This is a genomic window from Phycicoccus avicenniae (assembly GCF_018139485.1).
Classification (GTDB): Bacteria; Actinomycetota; Actinomycetes; order Actinomycetales; family Dermatophilaceae; genus Phycicoccus; species Phycicoccus avicenniae.
The window spans coordinates 23054-47597 of record NZ_JAGSNF010000009.1; the positions used below are offsets into that span (position 1 = coordinate 23054).

The window sequence follows — 24544 nt, forward strand, 5'->3', positions numbered from 1 at the left end:
TAGGCTCGGACCTGCCACGATCCGAACGACCGCGTGCCAGGAGCCCATCGTGTCCAGCGTCCTCGACACCGCAGACCTGCGGCCGCGGGTCCAGGCCGTCCTCGACGCCGAGCTCGCGGCCCGCGCCGAGGTGCTCGCCGAGCTCGGCCCCGACGTCGAGGACCTGCTCACCGCGATCGGCGACCTGCTGCGCGGCGGCAAACGGCTGCGGGCCGCCTTCCTCTACTGGGGCGGGCGCGCCGCGGGTCTGCCGGACTCCGCGGAGCTCGTACGGCTCGCGACGGCGATGGAGGTCCTCCAGGCCGCGGCGCTCATCCACGACGACGTCATGGACGACTCCGACACCCGGCGCGGGATGCCCGCGGCGCACCGCGCGCTCGCGACCCGGCACACCGAGCGCGGCTGGGACGGCGACGGCGAGCGGTTCGGGCTCGCCGGCGCCGTGCTCGCGGGCAACCTCTGCCTCGGCTGGACCGACGAGATGTACGCCTCGTGCGGCCTGCCCGACGCCGACCTCGCCCGGGGTCGCCCCGTCTACGACCGGATGCGCACCCAGCTCATGGCCGGCCAGTTCCTCGACGTCGTCGAGTCGATGCGTCCCTGGCGCGGCGTCCCCGACGAGGAGCGGGTCGTCCGGGCCGGCCGGGTCATCCGCTACAAGAGCGCGAAGTACTCCGTCGAGCACCCCCTGCTCATCGGGGCCACCGTCGGCGGGATGGACGAGGCCGGCCGCGACGCCCTGTCCCGCTACGGCCTCGACCTCGGCCGGGCCTTCCAGCTGCGCGACGACCTGCTCGGCGTGTTCGGCGACCCGGACCAGACGGGCAAGCCCGCCGGGGACGACCTGCGCGAGGGCAAGCGGACCGTGCTGCTCGCCCACGTCCTCGCCGGCTGCACCGCCGAGCAAGCCGCCCGGGTCGAGGCGCTCGTCGGACGGCCGGACCTCGGCGACGCGGAGGTCGACGAGCTGCGCGGCATCATCACCGCGTCCGGCGCGACCCGGGTCATGGAGGACGAGATCTCGGTGCTCGCGGCATCGGCCCGTGAGGCGCTCGCCGCAGCCCCGGACCTGGCGCCCGAGGCGCGGGACGTGCTCGAGGGGCTCGTGACGACGGCGACGGCCCGCTCGGCCTGAGCGGCCGCGCCGCCGGACCGGCTCAGCGCTCCAGCACGGCCCATCCGTGAGGGGCGACGTCCCCGCCGCCATCCCGGGTCGCCGGGTCGGCCGCGAGCACCGCCCCGCCCTCGACCGGCAGCGGGTCGTCGCCGAGGTTGAGCGCCACCCGCAGCGCCCGCGACCCGTCCGTCACGTCGACGACGTAGCGGGCGTTCTCCAGGGTCACCGCCCGAGAGCGGGCCCGGTGCAGCCACGGGTGGCGGCGCCGCAGCCCGAACAGCTCCTGGTGCAGCGCGAACACGGCACCGTCGGCGCCGGGGACGGCGGTCGTGTCCTGCGGCAGCTCCGGGCGGATCGCGTCGTCGCCGCCGGCCCGCTCCTCCTTGACGGCCCGCAGCCCGAGCTCGTCGCCGGCGTACACCGCCGGGGTCCCGCCGAGCAGGGCGAGGAGGACGACGGCGTGCGGGTGGTGCCGCGGGTCGGAGACCTGGCTCGCGATCCTGGTCACGTCGTGGTTGCCGACGAACGTCACGGGGACGAAGGTGTCGAGGAACCCGTCGTGGCGGCGCAGCGCGTGGTCGAGCTCGTGGAAGTTGGCGTCCTCGAGGCCGGACCACATCGCCTTCCACAGCTCGTACTGGGTCACGGTGTCGGCGGTGCTCGCCGTGACGAAGCCCGGGTAGTCGCCGTGGATGACCTCGGCCTCGAACCACACGTCGGGGTGGGTCCGGCGGACCTCCGGCAGCACGGCCGCCCAGAAGTCGGTGGGGACGGCGTAGGCCGCGTCGAGGCGCCAGGCGTCCGCCCCGCGGTCGAGCCAGTGCCGCAGGACCTCGACGACGTGCCGGCGTACCTCCGGCGAGGAGTGGTCGAGCGCGACGAGCGCGTCATGACCCTCGAAGGTGTGCAGGAGCAGGGCCCCGGCGTCGTCGACGTCGTGCCGCAGCCGCGCCGCCGCCGGGCTCCCCGGACCGTCCTCCTCGGCCTGCGCCACCCAGGGATGGCCACGGCCGACGTGGTTGAACACGCCGTCGAGCTGCACCCGCAGCCCGCGCTCGTGCGCGGCCTCCGCGAGCCGCTCGAGGTCCCCGTCCTCCCCGAGGCGCGGGTCGATCCGCAGGTGGTCGACGGTGTCGTAGCCGTGCCCCTCCGACGCGAGGACCGGACCGAGGGCGAGGCCGTTCGCGCCGAGCGCCGCGACGTGGTCGAGCCACGGGAGCAGCCGCAGCAGACGGTGCTCGTCCGGGGCGGTCGGCCCGGACGGCGGCTGCGGGAAGGCCCCGACGGCGCCGAGCGGGTAGACCCGCCACCAGATCGCGTGCTCGACCCAGGCCGGTGCGGTGCTCAGATCGCCTCCTCCATCGCGCGACGCCGCACCTCGGTCTTGAAGCCGGCGCGCAGGGCGTCGAGGGGGGCGCCCTCGACGGGCAGGGTGTCGTCCGGGGTGTGCAGCCACCGGACGATCTCCTCGTCGTCCATGCCGCCGTCGGCGAGGACGGTGAACGTCCCCTTGAGCGCCGGGAGCGGACCGTCGTCGCCGAGGAAGCCCTCGGGGACGGCGAGGACGTTCCGCTCGCCGACCCGCAGCGCGAGCAGCTCGCGGTCCTCGACGAGCGCGTGTGCGACGGACAGCCGCAGGCCGAGGCGCTCGGCGAGGTCGGGCATCGTCACCCACGCGGGGACGAGGGACTCGACGGACGGCAGGTCGGGGGTCGTGCTCACGCCGACCAGCGTCGCACACCCGCGACCCGCCGAGGACCGGGAACCTCTCTCTTCCCTCCCGTCACACCGGCCCCTCCGGTACCGTGGGCCGCAGGAACCGCAGCGGACGGCCGCGCCGTCCCCCGTCATCGAGGTCGAAGGACCCCCTCATGGTCGCCGCCACACCCCCTCCCGCCGCCCCACCGGTCGAGCTCGTCGCGCTCGCGCCCGCCACGACGTCGCGGAGCGGCGGCTGGGAGACCTACCGGGTCCGCGAGGGCGACACCCTCTCGGCCATCGCGGCCCGGCACGGCACGACGGTGGGGGCACTCGTCGCTCGCAACGGCATCCGCCGCCCGAACGTCATCATGCCGGGCGAGCGGCTCGAGGTCCCCCGCTCGGGCTCGTCCTCCTCGTCCACCAAGCGCTCCGCCCCCGCGACGGGCACGGTCCACCGCGTCCGCGCCGGCGAGACGATCAGCCACATCGCCGCCCGGTACGGGGTGTCGGTGAGCAGCGTCCTCAAGGCCAACGGGCTGCGCGCCTCCTCCCTCATCCACCCGGGCGACAGGATCACCGTCCGCGGCGGCACGTCGGGCGGGGCCGCGAAGGCGTCCCGCTCGGCGAAGCGCTCCTCGGGCCCGGCGTCGCGCACCCACACCGTCCGCTCCGGCGACACCCTGAGCCACCTCGCGGCCCGCTACGGCGTCTCCGTCGACGGGATCGCCCGCGCCAGCGGCATCCGGGCCGCCTCGATGCTGCGGGTCGGCCAGACCCTGCGCATCCCGAAGGCGTCGGCCTCCTCGAACGCGCACCCGGTCGGCGACACCTTCGCCGGGTTCCGCTACCCCGACGGCGTCGTCTCGGCCGCCCGCCGCAACCACGACATCCTCGCCAAGCGGTCGGTGCCGAGCCGCAGCGAGATCAAGGCGATGGTCGCGTCGACCGCCCGCCGGCACGGTGTCGACCCCAGGCTCGCCCTGGCCATCTCCTACCAGGAGTCGGGCTGGAACCACCGCGCCGTCTCCCCCGCCAACGCGGTCGGCGCGATGCAGGTCATCCCGGCCGGCGGCGAGTGGGCGTCCTCGCTCGTCGGCCGCGACCTCGACCTCCTCGACGCCCAGGACAACGTGACCGCCGGGGTCGTCATGCTCCGGGCGCTCGGGCGGTCCACCTCGAGCACCGAGCTCGCCGTCGCCGGCTACTACCAGGGGCTGACGTCGGTGCGCGAGCGCGGCATGTACTCGGACACGAGGCGCTACGTCGCCACCATCATGCGGCTGCGCGGCACGATGTGAGACGCGCCGAGGGGTCGGGGTGAGGCACCGGTGAGTACTTACACTGCTCCGGTGTCATCGACCGACGACGCCCTCATCGGGCGCACCCTCGACGGGCGGTACCGCGTGCTCTCGCGGATCGCCGAGGGCGGAATGGCCACCGTCTACCTCGCCGTCGACGAGCGGCTCGAGCGCGAGGTCGCGCTCAAGGTCATGCACCGCCACCTCGCCTCCGACGACACCTTCGTCAGCCGCTTCCGTCGCGAGGCACGGTCGGCGGCGTCGCTGTCCCACCCGCACGTCGTCGCCGTCTACGACCAGGGCCGCGACGGCGACCACGTGTTCCTCGCGATGGAGCACGTCCCCGGGCAGACCCTGCGCGACGTCCTCGCCGAGCAGGGCGCGCTGTCGCCGCGGGCCTCGCTCGACGTCCTCGACGCCGTGCTCCAGGCCCTGTCCGAGGCACACGCCAAGGGCCTGATCCACCGGGACGTCAAGCCCGAGAACGTCATCATCAACGAGAACGGCACGGTCAAGGTCGCCGACTTCGGGCTCGCCCGCGCCGTGACGAGCCAGACGATGACGTCCTCGTCGGGCGTCCTCCTCGGCACCGTCGCCTACCTCTCCCCCGAGCAGGTCGAGCGCGGGGTCGCCGACGCCCGCTCGGACGTCTACGCGGCCGGGCTCGTCCTCGTCGAGATGCTCACCGGCGCCAAGGCCTTCACCGGCGAGACCCCGATCCACGTCGCCTACCAGCACGTCCACGGCGGGGTGCCGGTCCCGTCCGACCGGGTCGACGGGCTGCCGCCCGCGCTCGACGACCTCGTCGCCGTCGCGACCGCCCGGGACCCCGACGACCGACCCGCCGACGCCGGTGAGCTGCTGGGTCTCGTCCGCCGCACCCGCGCGAGCCTCTCCCCCGTCGCGCTCGACGCCCGGCCCGACGGCATCGAGGCCGACCGCGCCGCCCACGTGCCGACGGCCACGACCGCCCTGCCCCCGCACCCCGTCACGGCCCGCGCCTACGGCGCGACCGCCCGAGGGGCGGAGCACGACGACGGACGCAGCGGTGGTGGGCACAGCGACACCGCCGCGCTCTCCGTGCCCCCGCGGCCCCTCGAGGGCAAGGTCGTCGCCGACCCCCGCCGTCGGGGCCGCAACTGGTGGCCCGCCGCGCTGCTCTCGGTCCTCCTCGCCGCCGCGACCGCGTGGTTCTTCCTCCTCGGCCCCGGGGCCAGCTCGACCGTCCCGTCGGTCGTCGACCGCCCGCAGGAGCAGGCGATGACCGCCGTCGAGGAGGCCTCGCTCACCGCCGCCGTGCAGGAGGCCTTCTCCGAGGACGTCGCGGCCGGCACGGTCATCAGCGTGGCCCCCGGGGTCGGCGACACCGTCGCTCGTGGGTCCGAGGTCGTGCTCACCGTGTCCAAGGGCAAGGAGCGCTACGAGGTCCCGGACCTCACCGGCAGCACCCGCGCGGAGGCCGAGCGTCGGCTCGGCGAGACCAACCTCGCGCTCGGCGAGGTCGGCCGGGCCTTCTCCGAGGACGTGCCCGAGGGCCAGGTCATCTCGATGGACCCCGAGCCGGGCACGTCGCTGCGCCGCGACGCCGAGGTCGGGCTCACCCTGAGCCGGGGCCGGCAGCCGATCGAGGTGCCGGACGTCACCGGCAGCCCCGCGGGTGACGCCGAGTCGGCGCTCACCGACCTCGGTCTGCAGGTCGAGCGCGGCGAGGCGCAGAACAGCCGGTCCGTCCCGGAAGGATCGGTCGTCAGCCAGTCCCCCGACGACGGCACCCTCTTCCGCGGCGACACCGTGACCGTCGTCGTCTCGAAGGGGCCGGTCATGGTCGACGTGCCCGACGTCGTCGGCAAGCAGCTCGGCGAGGCCCGTCGGATCCTCGAGGACGCCGGCCTGCGGGTCGAGGTCGAGCGGGCGTTCGGCGGGATCTTCGGGACGGTCCGCTTCCAGGAGCCGGAGGACGGCAGCGTCCCCGAGGGCAGCACCGTCAAGCTCACCATCGTCTGACCTGCGCCTCCTAAGGGCTCGTGACGGTCAGCCGTCACCCTTCTCACGGTCGGCGAGCTCCGCGGCCCGGCGCCGTGCGTAGGCCGCCTCCCGTTCCTCCCGTTCGAACGGGGTCTCCGGTCGGTTGACGATCATCACCGCGGCCACGACGACCATGAGGATGCTGCCCCCGAGGCACACCCACGGCGCGGCGAACGCACGCGACGACCGAGCGGTGTCGATGGCGTCCCGGCCGAAGAAAACGAGGAAGAACCCGACGGCCATCACGAGCAACGCAACGGCCGTCGCCCGCGGGCCGGGGTGACGGCCGATCCCATACGTGGCGAGCGCTCCGGGCGTGATGAGAGCCAGGAGCCCGAGGGAGACGATGCAGGCACCCGCGGCGAGATACAGCTCGTCTCGATCGTTCGCCTGCGTGACCCCCCACCCCGTGCCGAATGCCAGGACGACGAGGGTCAAGAGCAGGAACCACAACTTCAGATGCTCCCGGACGATCCCCCCGGGCCGACCGTGTCGTGCCACGGGATCAGTATGAGCCCGAGCCGACTCCCCCGCAGCGGTTCGACGACCGACCCTGCATCAGTCCCCCAGGGCGCATGGTGGCAGGTTCTGACGCACTCGTCGCTGAGCCCGTCAGGACGATGTGCCGTTGCCCCTCCTCCGAGGCCGGGCGACTGACACCATGTCGCCATGGGGCTCTTCCGGCGCACGAGACCAGTGCCCTTCGACACCGGTCACGCGGGTGATGACCAGCTACTCGCGCAGCTGGCACAGATGAGCGATCTGTCGGCCCCGCGGCACTGGGTGCACTACCTGTACGTCGCCGACGAACCCAGCGCCCGTGGAGCAGCGGATGCGGTGCAGGCTACGGGCTGGGACCTGCAGAACGTTGCCGAGTCCGCGACTGGTGGGCCCGAATGGGTCGTCGTCGCCGAGCGGCATGACGCGGTCACCACCCCGCAGGCCGTCCGTGAGGCGCGGGCGTTCTTCGAGAGCGTCGCTCAGCAGTGGCCCGGCGGCGAGTATGACGGATGGGAAGCCAGTGCCTGACCCATCCGCCGAGACAGGGACGGTGGCGTGTGGCGACATGCCGCAGTACTTGGCTCTCCTGGAGATCGACGAGATGGCCCGTCATCCCCGCGGGAGAATGTCGGCGCGATGAGAATGGTCCTGCTCTTGGGTGTGGTGCTGATGGTGATCGGCGGAGTGCTTGTTCCGTTGCCTGGACCGGGCTACCTCGTGCTCCTGCCGGGGCTTGCCCTCACGGTCGCCGCTGGCATCGTCCTCTGGCGTGATCGAAGCCGACGCACGTCACGCGGCGGCGTGACGCCCGGCTGATCCGGCCCGGCTCTTGAGACTGCGACAAGGGACCAGGAGTCGGTACCGGACATGATGGCTGTGGCTGGCGCAGGGTCACGGCCCATCGTGCGGCGACGTGGCGCACGGGCCATGGGCGGCCGGACAGTACGGCGTCTGCTTGGTGATCGGCGCTGGTAGCGCCATAATGGCGCCATGCCCAGTGTGCAGATCAAGGACGTGCCGGACGCCACCCACGCGGTGCTGCGGCAACGAGCCGCGGCCGCGCACCAGTCGCTGCAGGAATACCTACGCTCCCGGCTGATCGCCGAAGCCAGCCAGCCCACGCTCGAGGAGGTCCTGGACCGGGCCGGCGGACGGTCCGGGGGGTCCGTCACGCTGGCCGACGCAGTCAGGACGGTGCAGGGGGATCGTGCTGGTCGTTGACGCCAGCGTCCTGGCCGTGGCCATGGCCGACGACGGCCTCAACGGGGACACTGCCCGCTCCCGCCTGCGTGGGCAGATCTTGGCCGCGCCGGAGCTGGTGGACCTGGAGGTTGCCGCGGTGCTGCGCCGCCAGAACCGTGCCGGGTTGCTGGACGACCGCCGGGCCGGCCAGGCGTTGGCTGACCTCGCGGCCATCCCGTTGCGTCGCGCCGCCCACCTTCCACTGTTGAACCGCTGCTGGGAGCTGCGGGACAACCTGACCACCTACGACGCCGCCTACGTCGCCTTGGCGGAGGCCTTGGCCGCGACACTGCTCACCGGCGACCGCCGGATCGCCCGCGCGGCGGGCCCCACCTGCACCATCGAACTGCTCAGAACCTGACGCGGTTGATCTCGAGCAGCCGACGTATGACGAGATCGAGAAGGGCGGGGGCCGTCGAGACTTGCCGGACTGATCGATGTGGGCAAGACGTCCGTCCCCGCGCGCGGCGAAGAGGGGCAAGGTAGGTGCGTCGAGGACAGACCCTGACCGACCCACGCTCGGCCTTCCTAGGATGGCGAGATGGCGTATGACGCGCTGGCAGAGAGTGTCCGGCTGATCGAGTCACGAGAGCTCCAGCCTGTGTTGCGGCTCAGTCGCCGGCGCCGGTTCGCCGCGATGTCCGTCGACATCGCCGATGACGTCGCGGTCACCACCTTCGCCCGCCGGGGCGTGGGGTGTCTGTGGTCAGAGACCCACATCCTGGTCCAGCGACAAGGGCTGTGGCAGATGGTCGGCGGGGGCGGTGCATCTGAGGACGAGAATCTGCTCGGGCCCCGCCCCGGACATCTGCCGGCAGGTCCAGTGGACCTGAGAGCCACGAAGCAAGGCGTCGATCCTCGGGTGTTTGTGATCGGTGGTGGAGGTGGGGTCAGCGTTCCTGGGTCGGGCCAGTGGCCACGGCGCAGTCGCTGGATCAGCTACGTCGATATCCGTGTCAACGCCGATGTGGTGTCCATAGTCGTAGACGGCCGGCGCATCCCCGTGCCGTGGCACGGCCGGTTGGCCGTACTGGGTGGCAGGCGCGGTTCGTTTGAACTGGCGCTGTATGACGGCGCCGGTCGGCTACTTGGCACAGTCCGCGCTCAGCATCCGAAGGGGTGACGATCTCGGCCGGTGGCCTCAGTGCCCGTCTGGTGCGGTCTCTGCGGACGGTAGGCGGCGGTTAGGGACAGGTACTCCATCTCGGGGCTGCCCCTGAGGGTATTCACGGTGCTGGTGTCTGACCCCTGTGGCAACCTTCGCGGTCATGAGCACAGCCACGGATGGCTTCCGCACTCCTGAATGCTTGGGCGGCGATGACGACGCCGCCGCGGTCGCGATCCTGCACTGTTACTACGCGTCCCTGGAAGGTGACAGTGGCTTGACCGGCAGTCGATTCGACACCTTCGACCCGAGCGGGAGCCGGGCCGCAAACGCAAACACCTTTACAAGTGACGACTTGGTGGCGGTCACGCTTCTGTCCGTTTCGGTGCCACCGCGCGCTGCTCTCGAGATCCTCGGCCCGCGGCGGGCAGAACTCGAGACCCTCCTGGAGGAACTCGGCCCCGATCGCGACTTCGTGGACGAGAAGTCCGTCGACGAAGTCGCCTTCGGCGCTGCATGGAGAGTCAACTCTCGACTGAGGGACTGGTCGGGGGTAGGGCCGACGACCGCCAGCAAGCTTTTGGCGCGCAAGCGACCGAGGCTGTTCCCCATCTTCGACTCGGTTGTCAATGAGTACGCGCTGAATGGGTCCGGCATCTTGTGGCAACCGCTTCATGCTGCCCTCACTGCCGAGGATCGCAAGCTGCACATGCGACTCGTCCGTGTGCGAGAGGCAGCTGGCCTCAGCAATGCAGTGAGCCCTCTGCGGGTCCTCGATGTGCTGACGTGGATGGAGGGGACCGGCAGGGCGTATAAGGCCGCCGGCCCGGGACTGGGCGATGCGTGACCAGCCGGAGGGCCCGGCCGGCGCCGCACGACGACCCACCGACATCGAGCGCCTCCGCGAGGCTCTGCGCGGGACACCGGTTTGCGACGTTCTCACGGCGCTACACGTGGAGTTGCGACGCACGTCACGAGGGCGTCCTTGGGCAAAGTTGGTTGCGCAGGAGACAAACCGAAAGACGGCGGTGGCCATCTTCCCGGGCGTATTTGAGGTCTCCCCTGAGGTTCACGAAGGAGATCGATTGCAGGTCTGCGGATACCTCTGCAGGCGAAGCGACGGCTCGGTCGTCGTCGTCGCTGAATCGGTGGAGGTGCTCTAGAGCCAACCGCCGCGCGCGGCCTACCTCGCCCTGCGCTGGTGACTCCCCTGGGCCCCAACAACACTAGACGTCAGGCTTCGTCGACTCGCGGCGGAAAGGGCTATGTCAGGCGGAGCGCTCGCGGTCGAGTCGTTCGAGGATCCAGGAGCGGACGAGGGTTGAGGCGGGGAGGTGCTTGGCGGCGGCGACGCGCTGGACCTCGGCTTCTTCCTCGGCGCTGAGCCGTACCGAGTACACCTTCTGGCGGTTCGGCCGGCGACCAGTGGTTCCAGAGGGGTAGGCATCTTCCTTGGTCTGCTCGGACTCGCGGCGGAGCTGCTCGACCAGTGCAGGGTCAGTCGTCTTCGCCATCGTCGTCTCCTTGCTTGTACATCTTCAGGTCGGCGCCGGTGGCCGGCCAGGCGTTGACGCCGTGCAGGTCACCGTCGAGGTCGCGGTAGGCGACCACGACGATCACCCGCCCGCCGATGGGGAGCGGCCGATGAACCGCGAAGCACCCAGCCGAGACTTCGGGTCGGGCTCAAGCGCGAGAAGGTCGACATCTGCCATGACCTCCTGGGTCCATTCCGGTTCGATGCCCTCTGCGGCGGGGTAGCGCTCACCGCGGGCGCGGATGTAGGCGATGGCCTCGGGGTCCCACTGGATCTCCTCGCCCACGTAAACAGCGTACGCCACCGTAGGACGATGTACTACAGAGTCCGATCGCGAGTCCGCCTAGACACCGGCGACGTAGGCCGTCAGGAAGTGCACGCCGCGCCAGGACGCCCACGACGCTAGACCCGGGCCAAGCGCACGAACGTACCGTTGCGCAGCGGTTGGTCGCAGGTAGGAACTATCCGCTCCCAGCGCCATAAGTTCGTCAGTGGGCGCCTCGGGACCTGCTCCGCCGACCGACCGTGATTCCGATCAACGTGCCCAGTACGAGCAGCCCGACCCCAACCAGAACGAAGGCGAACTCTCGGCGAGCCGTCATCACAAACAGGCGCGGCGAGACGTCAGAGGCAGAATCAGCGTAAGCAAACCACCCGAACTCGATCGGCTCAGCCCACAGCAGGGCTGCGCTGACGAACAGGGCCACGACGGCAAGAAGCCCACCGACGACAACAGCGCTAGCACGCACGCAAGGAACCTACCCACCCAGCGGCTGATCCGGCCCAACACACTGACATTAACGCGGACAGCGCGGTCGCCACGCGGCGGTATGCAGCGGGGTAATCGGGGTCAAAGCGCTACGCAGGCACTCGCCCGAATGGTCAAGTGCGTAGCTAGTTCTCGTTGTAGCCAAGGGATCGAGCGTGCAGGACGTCCTTCCAGTACGACTCGCGCTCGAGGATGTGGGCATCGTCCGCGCGCATCGACCAGTACTCCAGAAGGGCGAACTGCATGTCGGTGCGGTAGCTCTCCTCGCCCTTCTCAGCCAGCAGAGCCTTCAGGCCGACGTTGCCCCCGTGCAGGGTCGCCGCGTACGTGGACCATCGCTGCCAGACGCCGGTGTCGCCATACGCGGAGCCGACGTACCGCTGCCCTGTCTGACGGTCATGAATGACGTAGACGCCCTTCATGCTCTCCAGTGCTATCCGCCAGTCGGCGCGGGCTTGGCTCACAACTGCCTGGAGGTCGGAGAGGCTGTGGTTGATACGGTCGTGTCCTGGGAACGGGTCGCCGGCGAAGGGCTCGGCGAGGATCGATGAGACCGTCATCATCGGCAGGGCTGCCTCCATCTTCTGGCGGATGTTTCGTCCGGACCTACGGTGACGGATCCACAGCCGGCGTATGAACGGGCCAAGCAGGTCTTCGCGGAGGGCGACCGTGTAGGAGTGGGCATGCTTTTCTGGTCCTCGCTCGAGGACCTCCCAGACCCCGCCGAAGAGCCACAGCGTCGGGTCGTTCTTGTCTTGTGCCATCGAGAAGATGAAGTCGCGGTTGAAGTCGTCGTTCGCGCTCCGCCAGGAGTTCCACCCCTGCCACTCATCATGACTCGATGCCAAGACGTCAATGGGTTGCTTCACCTGGTTCCAAACGGCGAAGTGAACCTTGAATCGCACCGGGTCGAAGCCCTGCGGAAGCAGACTCGTCAGCGGGATGCTCTCCATGCGCGGACACTAGCCGTGAGACCACACAGCGGGTGGGCACGCCGCCCAACTCGCGGCGAAAGGACGCAGGTCGGCGCAGCGCTCGCACGCCGATCCCAAGGATCCACAGGAGTCATGCCCTACCGTTGGCATAGGTGGAGCCTTCAGGCTCCTTGGTGGCCGAGCGCTATGAGGCGCCAACCGCGCACGGGGGCGAAAATGAGCCGGCCGAGTGCGACGAGTCGAGGAACACCGACATGCCGTGCTCGAAGGTTCCGTACCGGACTCAATGGATGGCGCTCCGCGCGATGCGCGCGCTAGTCCGCAAACGTCAAGGACAGAACGTCAAGGTTCCCACCGGTGCCTACCTCTGCAGCCATTGCCAATGCTGGTATCTCACATCCAAGTCAGGGACTCAGACGCCGCCGTGGGACAAGAGCCGAGCAGCGCACTGACGGGTGCTCTCTACGGGCGGTGTCGACTCGATAACCGAGGCGTTCCTCATACCGGCATGAGGGCACGTGTGACTGCGTCCTCTCGCGTGCGTCTGGTGCGAAGCAGCAAACCGTCGTCGCGGCGGCGGTGGGCTTCGGCTGCCCTAGTCGTTCACGACGGCATAGCAGACGCCTGATGACCGCCAGGTCAAGCCCGCTGGAGTGGTGTAGGAGGGTGATTCCTCGTTGGGGGGTTAGGCGGTGATGGCGCCGGTGATGGCCAGGGGGTCCTCCATGTCGTCGCTGATGGCCGCGGCCAAGGCGGCGCGGCACTGTTTGAGCAGCTCGAGGCCGAGGTAGCGGCGTCGCTCGACCCACTCGTCGTGCTGCTCGGCCAGGACGGCGCCGACGAGGCGGATGACGGCGTCGCGGTTGGGGAAGATTCCCACGACGTCGGTGCGGCGGCGGATCTCGCGGTTCAGTCGCTCGTTGGGGTTGTTGGACCAGACCTGTCGCCAGCACGCCTTCGGGAAGATGGTGAACGCGAGGATCTCCTCGCGGGCGTCTTCGAGGTACGCGGCGACAGCGGGCAGCTTCTCGGTGAGGGACTCGACGATCCGGTCGAACTGGGCGTGGACCGAGGCGGCGTCGGGCTGGTCGTACACCGAGTGCAGCAGCGCCTTGACCCACAGCCACGACGACTTCGGGGTGGCTGACATGAGGTTGGCCGCGAAGTGAGTGCGGCACCGCTGCCATGAGGTGCCGGGCAGGGTCGCGCCGACGGCGTCGACGAGCCCGGCGTGCGCGTCGGAGGTGACCAGGCCGACGGGGCCCGCGCTGGTGAGGCCGCGGGCGACCATGTCCCGGAAGAAGCTCAGCCACCCGGCGTGGGTCTCGGAGGTGGCGGTGTGCACGCCGAGGATCTCTCGGTACCCCTCGGCGTTGACGCCGGTGGCGACCATGACCGCCACCTTGACGACCCGGCCGTTCTCGCGGACCTTCATCACCAGTGCGTCCGCGGCGAGGAACGTGTACGGGCCTTGGTCGAGGGGTCGGGTGCGGAACGCGGCGACCTGCTCATCCAGGTCCCGGGCCATCTCGGAGACCTGGGACTTCGACAAGCCGGTGATCCCGAGCGTGCGCACCAGCTTGTCCATCCGGCGCGTGCTGACCCCGAGGAGGTAGCAGGTCGCGACCACGGTGGTCAGCGCGGCCTCCGCGCGCCGGCGGCGTTCCATCAGCCACTCCGGGAACAGCGACCCTTCACGCAGCTTGGGGACCGCGACGTCCAGGGTCCCGACCCGGGTGTCGAGGTCGCGGTGGCGGTAGCCGTTGCGGCGGTTGACCCGCTCGGGGTCGCGGGTGCCGTACTCGGCGCCGCACACGGCGTCGGCCTGCGCCGACAGCAGGGCGTTGACGAACGTGGTCAGCAGGTCACGCATCAGGTCCGGGCTGGCCTGGGACAGCTCCTCACGCAGGAACCGGGCAGGGTCGATACTGGGGGCGGCGGTCATCGTGGTGCTCCTCTTCGAGTGGGTTGTGGAAGATCTCTCGAAGAATCACCCGGTGACCGCCGCTCACATCGGCAGCGACACGATCACCGGCTGCTCGTACACCACCTTGGCGGACTCAACTGACCGCCATGCCGAGTCAAAGGACCAGGTGGAGTGCAGGGCTGCGTTCGGCCGAGGCCACCCACCAGGACGGCTCCCTGATTAAGGAGTGCGTCGCGGACCGATGAATTTTCATCTCGGCGGAGGTCATAGTCGACGTACAAGGCAACGACGTCCGCGCCACTTCTGCGCGCACCGACAAGGGACGAGACGAGGAGAGAGGGCGGATGACCGAGCGGACCATTGTGACGCCAGTGCTGACGGCCGACTTCGGAATCGAGGCGGGGAGCGGCGGGCGCATGCCCGTCTATGTGCACCTGATCGACCACAAGGACACTCGCATCCTGGTGGACACCGGCATGAGGGACCTGAATCCGACCCTGTCAGACATGGACCCACGGCTGCGCGCGTGGACCGAAGAGGTCGACCTGACCAGCATCGACATCGTGGTCAACACCCATCTGCACGCCGACCACTGCGGTGGGAACCACCTGTTCGCGTCGCGCCCGATCTACGTCCAGCGCCGAGAGCTCGACGATGCGCTGTCACTCGAGGACTACACGCTGCACGAGTGGGTGGAGGCACCGGGCGTCCGCTACACGGCGGTCGACGGCGAGACCGAGATCGTGCCCGGCATCAGGCTCTTGCCCGCACCGGGACACACCGGTGGATCGCAGATCGTCGTCGTCGACAGCGGCGAACAGCGCCTCATCGTCGCCGGCGACACTGTTGTGTGGTTGGGGGAGCTCGACGAACCCAAGACGCCGGGTCAGAAACTCATCAGAACGCTGCTTCCCGACGAGGTGTGGCTCTCGCACGAGCACCTGCCCTGGAGGCCACCGACCTAGACGGCGGCTCCACCAGCGAAATTCGCTGCCCCGCGTCACGGGCCGGCGAGTGATCACGTCGCCGGAGACGCCCGTAAGCCATCAGCGTGAGGGCATGTGACTCCGCCAACAGCCCGGCTGCGCGACCACGAGGGCGCGCGGCTGGCGGCGATTCACCCCTTCGGTCCATCACGCAGTTCCCGCTGTACTGTCATACAGACCTGGCAGTGAGCGATTTCGAAAGGGGAAGCAGTGACGGACTTCAAGAAGGGCGATCGAGTCTTTGCTATCAAGGGTCTCGGCGGCGGATGGTCGACAACCGTACCCAAGGGGACAGAGGGGACCGTTGTTGGAGTAGAGAGCCACTTCCTGTCGTCGGACACCTTCACTGTCAAGTTTGACAATGACGAGATCGAGGAGGTGAGCGAGAACGACATCTACGCGGGCGACAAGTAACTAGGGGTACAACCCGAAAGCAACGGCTGTCACCCAGCCCAGCCCGTCCTCTTGGTGGCGGTATGACGCACGCGTGCCTGCCTTATGAGCGGAAGTTGCCCATAGAGCGAGCCTCGGCCTCAGCCGCTCCAGCGCCTCCTAGGACGTGCGGCGCGACCTACTACGCTGAGCCCTCGCCCTGTTGCGTAATGACTTGGTTGACAAGCTCGACGACGGTCGAGGCCTTATAAACGATGCCGATGTCGAGAGCGTCGTGCACGAACTGGTCGCCGGCGGTTGGGGTCTGCAGCACCGGGACAGCGCGCTGGTAGACCGCCGCGACGACGCCGAGGAAGACCACCTTTGCCCCTCCACCAAGGGTGATGTTGCCGAACTTGTCGGCGGTCGAGGCCGGGACAAACAGGAAGACAGGGCTCCCGCTTGAACCGGGGAACACGGACGCGTCGACTAGGAAGATCGGCTTGCCCTCGTAGTCGACGTTCAGCGCGGTGGCACTATGTCCCCGTCGGGCGATCGGTAGCAGCGACCCGGAGTCGTAGAGGCCGTTGGGATACCCGATGAAGGTGATTGGTTCGATCGGTTCGTACTCCGCGAGTACCTCGGGCGTTGCCGCCGAGGCCGCGTCGACGTGCGTGAAGAACGGGGTTCGGCCAGCGGCTCGGAGTTGGTCGATGAGACCGCCCAGGGGCAGGATCGCCACGTCGATGTTCGGGTCCGGATGGCCAACGAACGAGGCCGGATCGACACCGACAGATATCTCCGCCCCGAGGTTCGGTGAGGCTGTGGTCTCGTCCGCCGCGATGAAGTGGAGTACCGCCCGCGCCTGTCCGTGGACGACGTGCTTGTTCGTCACCAAGACCATTGCGACGCCACCCTTGCCGCCACCCTTGCCGCCACCCAACGCCGGCATCGGAGCCGTGAAGACGAAGCCGGTGCCCAACCCACCGCCGCCGGTCGGCGTGGTGGTGGTGATCCGGACCGTAGTGAAGAGCATCCGCTCAAGGATCGTGTCGACCTGCACCAGAACGTCCTCCTGCGTTAGACGCTGACCACTCAGCGCATGCGCCCGAGACTACGGCTCTTGACGCGATGGAACGGATGCCACATCACTTTCGCAGTTGGCCTCTGGGCCAGGAATCGACCGTCGAGCGCACCGACTCGGCGATGTTCACGGTCGTGAGAGCGTTACGCAAGTTCGGACCGGATGAAATGCAAGAGGGAATCAAAGTCACTCGCCGGACGCGCCGTCACGTAAGCGTCCCACGCGAAAGTCGCAACGACAGCCGCGTCGAGCCCGAGACGTCGTGCCAAGGTCTCCGCGTACTTATGGTGGTCGCCGACCCCTGCGAGATGCGCACGAACGTCGAGGGAGTGTTTGTTCGCGAAGTGCCTCAGCACCGCGTCGTCGTTGAACACGACCTTCTCGGGCGGCTGTCCGCCGGGCAACGATTGAACACCGTGTTGTCCGATGTCGTTGCAGTCGCCGTCCGTGATCCCGACCGCCTTTAGACCGCCTTCTTGAAGGATACGGACGGACTGGCGAACCTGATCATGACCACCCGCCTCTACAAACCTGATGCCAGCGATCATGTCGCGGTCGCACTTCCGCATGATTGCGGTGACGAACTGCCTCGCAAAGGAATCCTCGGTGCAGAGCGCCCGGCTGCCCGGGGCCCGGTCACCTCGCAGGTATGCATCTACCTGGTAGGTGGCGAGCCCTGGTGTGACCTCGACTTGGCCGTCAACCGGGCGTCGGCGCAGATATGCGATCGAATCCGTTGAGAGCTGGCCGAGAATGGCCGCGCTATGGGTCGTCATCAGAATCTGATGACCCCGTCGCGCGGCGACGTCCACAAGGTATCGGCCAAGCCTTTCCTGAGCGTCACCGTGAAGGGACGTCTCGGGCTCTTCAAGGATGAACAGGCTCTGAGCTGGCGCGGTCTCCATCGCAGTCACGATGTACACGACGCGGCCTTCTCCGAAGCCCATGTGGTTCTCCGAGTAACTTCGCCCGCTTCGGGTAGCTGTCGCGAGCTCGGCCGTCCGAGCAGAATGGGTGACCTCTATGAACCCCAACTTCTCGTAGGGCAGGCTAAGGATGCCCACAATGATCTCAGACACTGGCTCGTCGAGATCACGCGCTGCACCCAGGGTGATGAGGTGGCCGCCGTAGATGGAGAAGTCCCGGCGCTCGACCTGGGGGATGAATTGGGTGAAGCCCAACGCATAGCAAGCGCGCTCCGGTTGTCGCTTGTATCCGCTCCATTCCTTGCTCGCTCGGATGACGGTCACTTTCTGTGGCTCCAACGCCGCGCCTTGCACCTCGTAGGCACAGGCGATCTTCGCGTCTGTTGTGAACGGGCCCGGATCAGCGGCGCTGACGGGGAAGAAGTCCTTCACGTAGTAGCGGCGCACGGCTGCGGTAGTTGGCTTGCGGTAGGCACACGCTGACAACTGGGCCAGCGTGCTCTTGCCGGTCCCATTGAGCCCGGAGAACGCTGTGATCGGCGAGTTGAAGTCAAGACGGAGCGAGTCGACCGCGCGGAACCCCTGTACCTCCATCGATCGAAGGGCCGGCCCGAAATTCGAGTACCTGTTCTACTGGTGCCACTTCTTGGCCAGCCTACGCAAGTCGTCGCCGTGCCCCACTTGCCACCGTGCCTTCCTGCCGAGATGCGCCGACTTGCGCACGTTACTGTGCCGTCGCGGATTCGTGGCCGGAACTACCAGAGGGAACGGCTCCCGTCGACCGCTGTTGATGGGGCGCGTCTCCGCGTCAGTCTGGGCGCTGTGCAGCAGCTCGAGGGATAGCCCTATCTGGGCGGAGTGACGCAGGTTCGTGTCCAGCCCCGTCAGCGGGCAGTGAGGACCTCGCGGGCGGCGGTGACGGCGGCGTCGGTGCCGGCGTCGTCGACGTCGAGGTGCCACACGAGCCGGACCGCGGCCGGGCCGACGGCGTAGGCGCGGACCCTATGGGCGGCCAGGCCCTCGACGAACGCGGCGGACGACAGCCCGACAGCCCCGACGTCGAGGACGACGATGTTCGTCTCGACCGTCGTGGTGTCGACGACCGCGGGCGCCACCTCGGCGCAGGCCTCCGCGAACCGCTTGGCCCGGGCGTGGTCCTCGGCGAGCCGCTCGACGTGGTGGTCCAGGGCATAGGTCCCGGCCGCGGCGAGCACGCCGACCTGGCGCATCCCGCCCCCGTACCGCTTGCGCCAGATGCGGGCCTCGGCCATCCGCTCCGCCGACCCGACGAGCACGGACCCGACGGGCGCGCCGAGCCCCTTCGACAGGCAGACCGACACGGTGTCGAACTCCCGGCCGTAGTTCTCGAGCGAGACCCCGGACGCGACGTGCGCGTTCCACAGCCGGGCACCGTCGAGGTGCATCGCGACCCCGACCTCCCGGGTCGCGGCCCGGACCTCACGGATCGCCGGCAGCGGCTGGACGGTGCCACCGCCGAAGTTGTGCGTGTTCTCGACGACGAGCAGCGCCGTCTCGACCTGGTACGGCCCGACGCCGGTCGTGACGAGCGACATCGCCTCCGCCGGGTCGAGCAGTCCGCGCGGCGCCGACCACGTCCGGCTCGTGATGCCGGAGAAGACCGCGGCCGCGCCGAGCTCGGCCCGCACGACGTGCGCCAGCCGGTCCGACACGAGCTCCTGGCCCGGCGGCACGTGCAGCCGCAGGCCGAGCTGGTTGGCCATCGACCCCGTCGGGGTGAACAGCGCCGCCTCGTGCCCGAGCATCCCGGCGACCCGCTCCTCGAGCGCCCGGACGGTAGGGTCCTCGCCGAAGACGTCGTCGCCGACGTCGGCGCGGGCCATCGCCTCCCGCATCCCGTCGGTCGGACGGGTCAGGGTGTCGGACAGCAGGTCCGCGACGTACGAGGCCACCCGTCAGTCCTGCGCGAGCATCTCGGCGACGAGGAACGCCAGCTCGAGGCTCTGCTGGTGGTTCAGACGCGGGTCGCACACCGACTCGTACCGGGTGCCGAGGTCGGCGTCGAGGATCTTCTCCGACCCGCCGATGCACTCGGTGACGTCGTTGCCGGTGAGCTCGACGTGGATGCCGCCCGGATGCGTCCCGAGGCCCTGGTGGACCTCGAAGAAGCCGCGGACCTCGTCGACGACGTCCTCGAAGTCGCGGGTCTTGAAGCCCGACGACGACGAGAACGTGTTGCCGTGCATCGGGTCGCACACCCACGTGACGGGCGCCCCGGACGCCGTGACCTTCTCGACGATCGCGGGGAGCGCCTCGCGGATCCGGCCCGCACCCATCCGGGTGATGAAGGTGAGCCGGCCGGGCGTGCGGTCGGGGTCGACGAGGTCGATGATCCGCAGCAGGTCGTCGATCTCGGCGTTCGCCGACACCTTGACCCCGACGGGGTTGTGCACCTTCGAGACGAAGTCGAGGTGGGCGCCGTCGAGGTCGCGGGTGCGCTCCCCCACCCACACGAAGTGGCCGGAGGTGTCGTAGAGGTGCCCGGTGCGGGAGTCGACGCGGGTCAGCGGGCGCTCGTAGTCCAGGAGCAGCGCCTCGTGCGCGGAGAAGAACTCCGTCGCCTTCATCGCCTCGAAGTCGGCGCCGCACGCGTTCATGAAGCGCATCGCCTTGTCGATGTCCTTCGCGAGCCGCTCGTAGCGGGCGAAGGCCGCGTTGCCGACGAAGCCCTTGTTCCAGTCGTGGACGTGCCGGAGGTCGGCGAACCCACCGGTCGTGAAGGCCCGCACGAGGTTCAGCGTCGCGCTGCTCGCGTGGTACGCCCGCACGAGCCGCGCCGGGTCCGGGGTGCGCGAGGCCTCGTCGAACTCGTAGGCGTTGACCATGTCGCCGCGGTACGCGGGGAGGGTGACGCCCTCGCGGGTCTCCTCGTCGCTCGAGCGCGGCTTGGCGTACTGCCCCGCCATCCGGCCGACCTTGACGACCGGCATCGACGCGCCGTACGTGAGGACGGCCGCCATCTGGAGGATCGTCTTCACCCGGTCGCGGATGTTGTCGGCCGTCGCGGAGTCGAACGTCTCGGCGCAGTCGCCGCCCTGGAGCACGAACGCCTCACCGCGGGAGACCGCGGCCATCCGGTCGCGCAGGACGTCGCACTCCCCCGCGAAGACGAGCGGCGGATAGCTGGCGAGCGTCCCCACGGCCGACTCGAGCGCGTCGCGGTCGGGCCAGACCGGCTGCTGGGCAGCCGGGAGGTCGGCACCGGCGGCGAGCGCCTGGAGGGGGTCGGAGGCGGTGGACGTGCTCACGAGCGTCAAGGATAGGCGGGGGCGGATGTGCCGAGGCAGCGGCCCACATCGCGGAAGGCGGCCGCGTGGTCCCCGGGTCAGTCGTCCTCGAGGCCGTGCGCGAGGGCGAACCGGACGAGCTCGACCCGGTTGTGCAGGTGCAGCTTGCCGAGGGTGTTCTGGACGTGGTTCTGCACGGTGCGGTGCGACAGGTGCAGCTGCGCCGCGATGTCCTTGCTGCCGAGGCCGGTGGCGACCAGCCGGAGCACCTCGGTCTCCCGCGGGGTCAGCTGCGGGATCGGCCGGGCGGGGTCGGCAGCGGCCTCCTCGGCGGGGTCGGTCCGCAGCCGCCGGAACTCACCGAGGACGAGGCCGGCGAGCCCCGGCGTGAAGACGGCCTCGCCGCGGGCGGTCGCGTGCACCGCGTCCACGATCTCCTGCGGGGAGGCGGACTTCACGAGGTAGCCGGTGGCGCCGGCCTTGATGGCGGCGAGGACGTCCTGCTGCTCCCCGCTCGCGGAGAGGATGAGCACCCGGGTCGGCAGGTCCCCGAGGGCGCGGCACACCTCGTCACCGCGCATCCCCGGCAGGTTGAGGTCGAGGACGAGGACGTCCGGGGTCGTCGCCCGGGTGCGGCGGACGGCGGCGGGCCCGTCGGCGGCCGTCCCGACGACGTCGACGCCGCGGGCCGAGAGGTCGCGCTCGAGCGCGGACAGCCACAGCGGGTGGTCGTCGGCGACGAGCACCCGCGGGGTCGCGGCCTCCGCGGCGTCGGTGGGGTCGGTCACGGCTGCTCCGGGGGTCGGCGGGGGACGACGAGGTGCACGGTGCATCCTCCCCCGGGTCGGGTCGTCCACGTGGCCGATCCGCCGAGGTCCTCGACCCGACCGCGGATCGACCCGCTGACCCCCATTCGGCCGCGGTCCCGCGCCGCGTGCAGCGCGGCCAGGTCGGCGCCGACGCCGTCGTCGCGCACGGTGAGCTCGATGCCTGCGACGTCGCCCTCGAGCAGCACCCAGGCCCGGGCGCCGTCCCCCGCGTGCCGGTCGACGTTGTCGAGGACCGCGGCGAGGGCGGCGTCGACCTCGGAGGCGACGAGCCGGTGGACGAGGAGGGGGTCGGCCGGGACCGAGACGGTGACGTCCGGGCGCTCGTGAGCGGTGACCGCGACCCGCAGGTCGACCTCGCCGCCCTCGGCGCCGTGGAGGTCGGCGGGCTCGTCCCCGGGGGCACCGGCACCGGAGACGAAGCGCCGCAGCGCCCGCTCCTGGTCGGCCGCGAGCGCCCCGAGCTCGGCCGCCTCCCCGCCGAGGTCGCTGCCGCGCCGGTGGATCCAGGCGAGCGACTGCAGCACCCCGTCGTGGACGACCCGGGCGATGCGCTCCCGCTCCCGCAGCCGCTCCCGCTCCAGGAGCACCTGTTCCTCCCGGGCCAGCCCGCGCCGGGCGAGGTCGACCGCCAGGCCGACGAGCCCGCCGAGCAGGACGAGGATGACGATGTTGTGGAGGGTCGAGGTCGTCGGCGCCCCGGCGACCTCGACGAGGTCGGCGACCGCGACGACCCCGGCGGCGACCAGCCCGCCCCGGGCGCCCGCGACGACGGCGGCGCCGACGACGGCTCCGGCGGCCCACACCGTCGGCAGGGTGAACTGGTCCTGGCCGACCGGTCCGGCTCCGTCGGCGAGCGGGGTGAGCAGGATGCCGGCGACGGCGAGCACCATCTCGGCGACGACGACCCGGCGCGTGCGTCGCCGGTAGCGCAGCATCGCCACCGACCAGGCGCCGAGCACCACGAGCACGGCGACGGCGACGAGCGGCCGGGCCATGTCGTCGGCGCGTTGCCACGCGAGGAGGGCCGCGTAGCCGGTGGCGATGGGCCGGAAGACGTCGAGGCCGCGGTGGAACGCCTCGACGACGACCGGCTCACGTCTCCCGGTCCGGCGCGAGCGCGGCCGGAGGACCCCCACGTGCGTCCGCCCGGTCAGCTGGCGCGTCGCTGCGACCCGGGGCCGTCACCGGCGTCCGGGTCCGGCGTGGTGCCGGGCCGCTCGTGGGCGCCATCCCCGAGTCCCCCGTGGTCCAGGGCCTCCTCGAGCTCGCTCTTGCCGCGGCCGGGGAGCGCCGCCTCGGCGGCCTCGCGGGCCCGCTGCCGGCGCTCGCGGGCGATCCGCTCCTTCATCGCCGTCGCGTACATGTCGACGTACTCCTGGCCGGAGAGCTCCATGAGCGCGTACATGATCTCGTCGGTCACCGAGCGCAGGACGAAACGGTCGCCCTCCATCCCCTCGTACCGGGAGAAGTCGAGCGGCTCGCCGATCCGCACCCCGACCCGCACGAGCTTGGGGACGCGGGTCCCCGTCGGCTGCGCCTTGTCGGTGTCGATCATCGCGACGGGGATGACGGGCACACCGGCCTCGAGCGCCATCCGCGCGATGCCCGTCCGCCCCTTGTAGAGCCGGCCGTCGGGGCTGCGGGTGCCCTCGGGGTAGAGACCGAGCAGGTCACCCCGGTTCAGCACCTTGAGGCCGGAGCGCAGGGCGGCCTCGCTGGCCCGCCCGCCGGAGCGGTCGATGGGCAGCTGGCCGACGCCCTTGAAGAAGGCCGCGGTCATCCGCCCCTTGAGGCCGACACCGGTGAAGTAGTCGGACTTCGCGAGGAAGGTCATCCGGCGCGGCACGAGCAGCGGCAGGAAGATCGAGTCCGAGAACGACAGGTGGTTGCTCGCGAAGATCGCCGGACCGGTCTCGGGGATGTGCTCCTCGCCCTCGACCCACGGCCGGAAGAGGAGGCGGAGGACCGGCCCGAGGACGACCGTCTTCAGCACCCAGTAGAACAACCGGACCACCCTTCTGCGCGTGTCACGGGAAGCCTAGTGCACGTGACCCACCTCACGAGGGGGCGGCGGTACAGCCGGGACGGTCGGTCGGCGTCGGGGCGCCGTGCGAAGATCGTGGGACACCCGCTGTGACGAGGAGGGCTCCCGTGAGCGACCGCCCCGAGGAGATGGACGAGCACGACGTCGACGCGCGCTTCGCCTCGATCGTGGCCGCCTTCGAGGTCACCGGTCCCGACCTGCGCGAGCACGACGACGTGACGACGAGCGGCGAGGACCGGCCCGACGCCCTCGCCCCGCCCGAGCACCCGGGCGACCGGGACGCCGGCGACGACGACGCGACGGCCGACACCGGCGGCGGCGCCTCCGGGTCGTTCGACCCCGACGACGAGCGGTCGACCGGCGACGAGGGTCCTGGGCGGGACCACGCCCCCGGGGACCGCCCCGACGAGGCCGACACGCACGGGGTCGGCACGCACGGGACCGCGGCCGGTCCGGACGATACGCACGATGCCGCACCGGCCGACCCGGGCGAGCGCGACCCCCGGCCGTGGGTCGACCCGGTCAACCCCTCCCCCGTCGAGAGCATGTTCGGCTCGTCGTCGTGGCGGACGGGCGACTCCCCCGGCTGGCGCACGCCCGACACGTCCGAGGCCGCCCGCGCCCACGCCGAGCGCGAGGAGGAGCACTACGACCCGCCCGCGGTGCAGCTGCCGCCGCAGGAGGACCTGCACTTCTGGGGTGCCGTCGTCGGTCTCGTGGCGGGCCCGCTCATGCTCCTGTGGGTCGCGATGGCCCGTCCCGAGAACAGCACCCGGTGGTTCACCGTCGCGCTCGTGCTCTCGCTCGTCGGGTTCGCCCTGCTCGTCCTGCGCCAGCCGCGCGACCGGGACCAGGACGACGACGGGGCCAGGGTCTAGGACC

26 protein-coding genes are annotated in these 24544 nt (G+C 70.3%); 11 read left to right on the top strand and 15 right to left on the bottom strand.

The features are described from left to right. The first annotated feature begins 49 nt into the window (after positions 1-49). Positions 50-1135, top strand: coding sequence for a polyprenyl synthetase family protein (locus KC207_RS07420; RefSeq protein WP_249138617.1), 1086 nt, complete (start codon positions 50-52; stop codon positions 1133-1135). 22 nt (positions 1136-1157) lie between these two features. On the opposite strand, the gene KC207_RS07425 is transcribed toward KC207_RS07420, so the two are convergent. Together KC207_RS07425 and KC207_RS07430 are read right to left on the bottom strand one after the other, a co-directional pair. Beyond that, on the bottom strand, positions 1158-2465 hold the full coding sequence (locus KC207_RS07425; protein WP_211602540.1) for an alpha-amylase family glycosyl hydrolase: 1308 nt from the start codon (positions 2463-2465) through the stop codon (positions 1158-1160). Further along, positions 2462-2839: an Rv2175c family DNA-binding protein gene (locus KC207_RS07430; RefSeq protein ID WP_367616036.1), complete on the bottom strand. Its 378-nt coding sequence runs from the start codon at positions 2837-2839 to the stop codon at positions 2462-2464. Before KC207_RS07430 ends, KC207_RS07425 begins: the two co-directional genes overlap by 4 nt. A gap of 149 nt (positions 2840-2988) precedes the next feature. Here KC207_RS07430 and KC207_RS07435 point away from each other — a divergent pair, with 149 nt between their 5' ends. Next, on the top strand, positions 2989-4116 hold the full coding sequence (locus KC207_RS07435) for a LysM peptidoglycan-binding domain-containing protein (RefSeq protein WP_211602383.1): 1128 nt from the start codon (positions 2989-2991) through the stop codon (positions 4114-4116). 51 nt (positions 4117-4167) lie between these two features. After that, entirely contained in the window at positions 4168-6120 is a 1953-nt protein-coding gene (pknB, locus tag KC207_RS07440; protein WP_249138619.1) for a Stk1 family PASTA domain-containing Ser/Thr kinase, read from the top strand. A gap of 27 nt (positions 6121-6147) precedes the next feature. Here the strand turns inward: pknB and KC207_RS07445 are convergent, their stop codons facing one another. Then, the gene (locus tag KC207_RS07445) at positions 6148-6579 is read right to left on the bottom strand and encodes a hypothetical protein (protein WP_211602384.1); all 432 of its coding nucleotides are present in this window, start codon (positions 6577-6579) and stop codon (positions 6148-6150) included. A gap of 258 nt (positions 6580-6837) precedes the next feature. Between KC207_RS07445 and KC207_RS07450 the strand changes: the two genes are divergently transcribed. The 5 genes from KC207_RS07450 to KC207_RS07470 all read left to right on the top strand — a co-directional run bounded on the left by KC207_RS07450 (position 6838) and on the right by KC207_RS07470 (position 9836). Next, complete coding sequence (locus KC207_RS07450) at positions 6838-7170, top strand: ribonuclease E inhibitor RraB (RefSeq protein WP_211602385.1); 333 nt, start codon at positions 6838-6840, stop codon at positions 7168-7170. 462 nt (positions 7171-7632) lie between these two features. After that, the gene (locus tag KC207_RS07455) at positions 7633-7863 is read left to right on the top strand and encodes a FitA-like ribbon-helix-helix domain-containing protein (protein WP_211602386.1); all 231 of its coding nucleotides are present in this window, start codon (positions 7633-7635) and stop codon (positions 7861-7863) included. Further along, on the top strand, positions 7850-8245 hold the full coding sequence (locus KC207_RS07460; RefSeq protein WP_211602387.1) for a type II toxin-antitoxin system VapC family toxin: 396 nt from the start codon (positions 7850-7852) through the stop codon (positions 8243-8245). The genes KC207_RS07455 and KC207_RS07460 overlap by 14 nt, the downstream gene beginning before the upstream one ends. Before the next feature lie 180 nt (positions 8246-8425). Next, positions 8426-9007 carry a hypothetical protein gene (locus KC207_RS07465; RefSeq protein ID WP_211602388.1) on the top strand — a complete coding sequence of 194 codons (582 nt, stop codon included), beginning with the start codon at positions 8426-8428 and terminating at the stop codon, positions 9005-9007. Between the two features lie 145 nt (positions 9008-9152). Then, positions 9153-9836, top strand: a complete 684-nt coding sequence (locus KC207_RS07470; RefSeq protein ID WP_211602389.1) for a DUF6308 family protein — start codon at positions 9153-9155, stop codon at positions 9834-9836. A 421-nt stretch (positions 9837-10257) separates the two neighbouring features. Here KC207_RS07470 and KC207_RS07475 read toward each other — a convergent pair whose 3' ends face one another. The 5 genes from KC207_RS07475 to KC207_RS07490 form a co-directional block, all read right to left on the bottom strand. Continuing rightward, a complete protein-coding gene (locus tag KC207_RS07475; RefSeq protein ID WP_211602390.1) occupies positions 10258-10503 on the bottom strand; it encodes a YlcI/YnfO family protein in 246 nt (81 codons plus the stop codon). Beyond that, positions 10487-10609 (bottom strand): hypothetical protein, encoded by a 123-nt coding sequence (locus KC207_RS17020; RefSeq protein ID WP_282958958.1) that lies wholly within the window; start codon positions 10607-10609, stop codon positions 10487-10489. The genes KC207_RS07475 and KC207_RS17020 overlap by 17 nt, the downstream gene beginning before the upstream one ends. After that, on the bottom strand, positions 10606-10809 hold the full coding sequence (locus KC207_RS07480) for a hypothetical protein (protein WP_211602391.1): 204 nt from the start codon (positions 10807-10809) through the stop codon (positions 10606-10608). The genes KC207_RS17020 and KC207_RS07480 overlap by 4 nt, the downstream gene beginning before the upstream one ends. A 608-nt stretch (positions 10810-11417) precedes the next feature. Beyond that, positions 11418-12245 carry a GIY-YIG nuclease family protein gene (locus KC207_RS07485; RefSeq protein ID WP_211602392.1) on the bottom strand — a complete coding sequence of 276 codons (828 nt, stop codon included), beginning with the start codon at positions 12243-12245 and terminating at the stop codon, positions 11418-11420. 667 nt (positions 12246-12912) lie between these two features. Then, positions 12913-14172, bottom strand: coding sequence for an IS256 family transposase (locus KC207_RS07490; protein ID WP_211602393.1), 1260 nt, complete (start codon positions 14170-14172; stop codon positions 12913-12915). A gap of 326 nt (positions 14173-14498) precedes the next feature. On the opposite strand from KC207_RS07490, the gene KC207_RS07495 reads away from it, so the two are divergent. Together KC207_RS07495 and KC207_RS07500 are read left to right on the top strand one after the other, a co-directional pair. Continuing rightward, positions 14499-15119 (top strand): MBL fold metallo-hydrolase, encoded by a 621-nt coding sequence (locus KC207_RS07495; protein ID WP_211602394.1) that lies wholly within the window; start codon positions 14499-14501, stop codon positions 15117-15119. A 231-nt stretch (positions 15120-15350) separates the two neighbouring features. Beyond that, positions 15351-15554: a hypothetical protein gene (locus KC207_RS07500; RefSeq protein ID WP_211602395.1), complete on the top strand. Its 204-nt coding sequence runs from the start codon at positions 15351-15353 to the stop codon at positions 15552-15554. A 160-nt stretch (positions 15555-15714) separates the two neighbouring features. On the opposite strand, the gene KC207_RS07505 is transcribed toward KC207_RS07500, so the two are convergent. The 7 genes from KC207_RS07505 to KC207_RS07535 form a co-directional block, all read right to left on the bottom strand. Further along, complete coding sequence (locus KC207_RS07505) at positions 15715-16575, bottom strand: trypsin-like peptidase domain-containing protein (protein WP_211602396.1); 861 nt, start codon at positions 16573-16575, stop codon at positions 15715-15717. A gap of 164 nt (positions 16576-16739) precedes the next feature. Next, positions 16740-18116, bottom strand: coding sequence for an ATP-dependent nuclease (locus KC207_RS07510; protein WP_211602541.1), 1377 nt, complete (start codon positions 18114-18116; stop codon positions 16740-16742). A 290-nt stretch (positions 18117-18406) separates the two neighbouring features. Continuing rightward, complete coding sequence (locus KC207_RS07515) at positions 18407-19453, bottom strand: threonine aldolase family protein (RefSeq protein ID WP_211602397.1); 1047 nt, start codon at positions 19451-19453, stop codon at positions 18407-18409. A 3-nt stretch (positions 19454-19456) separates the two neighbouring features. Continuing rightward, on the bottom strand, positions 19457-20809 hold the full coding sequence (locus KC207_RS07520; protein WP_211602398.1) for a class II 3-deoxy-7-phosphoheptulonate synthase: 1353 nt from the start codon (positions 20807-20809) through the stop codon (positions 19457-19459). A gap of 77 nt (positions 20810-20886) precedes the next feature. Next, on the bottom strand, positions 20887-21576 hold the full coding sequence (locus tag KC207_RS07525; RefSeq protein WP_249138620.1) for a response regulator: 690 nt from the start codon (positions 21574-21576) through the stop codon (positions 20887-20889). Beyond that, the gene (gene macS / locus KC207_RS07530; RefSeq protein ID WP_211602400.1) at positions 21573-22754 is read right to left on the bottom strand and encodes a MacS family sensor histidine kinase; all 1182 of its coding nucleotides are present in this window, start codon (positions 22752-22754) and stop codon (positions 21573-21575) included. The genes KC207_RS07525 and macS overlap by 4 nt, the downstream gene beginning before the upstream one ends. Before the next feature lie 14 nt (positions 22755-22768). Beyond that, positions 22769-23623: a lysophospholipid acyltransferase family protein gene (locus KC207_RS07535; protein ID WP_211602542.1), complete on the bottom strand. Its 855-nt coding sequence runs from the start codon at positions 23621-23623 to the stop codon at positions 22769-22771. A 146-nt stretch (positions 23624-23769) separates the two neighbouring features. On the opposite strand from KC207_RS07535, the gene KC207_RS07540 reads away from it, so the two are divergent. Beyond that, positions 23770-24540 carry a hypothetical protein gene (locus tag KC207_RS07540; RefSeq protein WP_211602401.1) on the top strand — a complete coding sequence of 257 codons (771 nt, stop codon included), beginning with the start codon at positions 23770-23772 and terminating at the stop codon, positions 24538-24540. Positions 24541-24544: the final 4 nt, after the last annotated feature.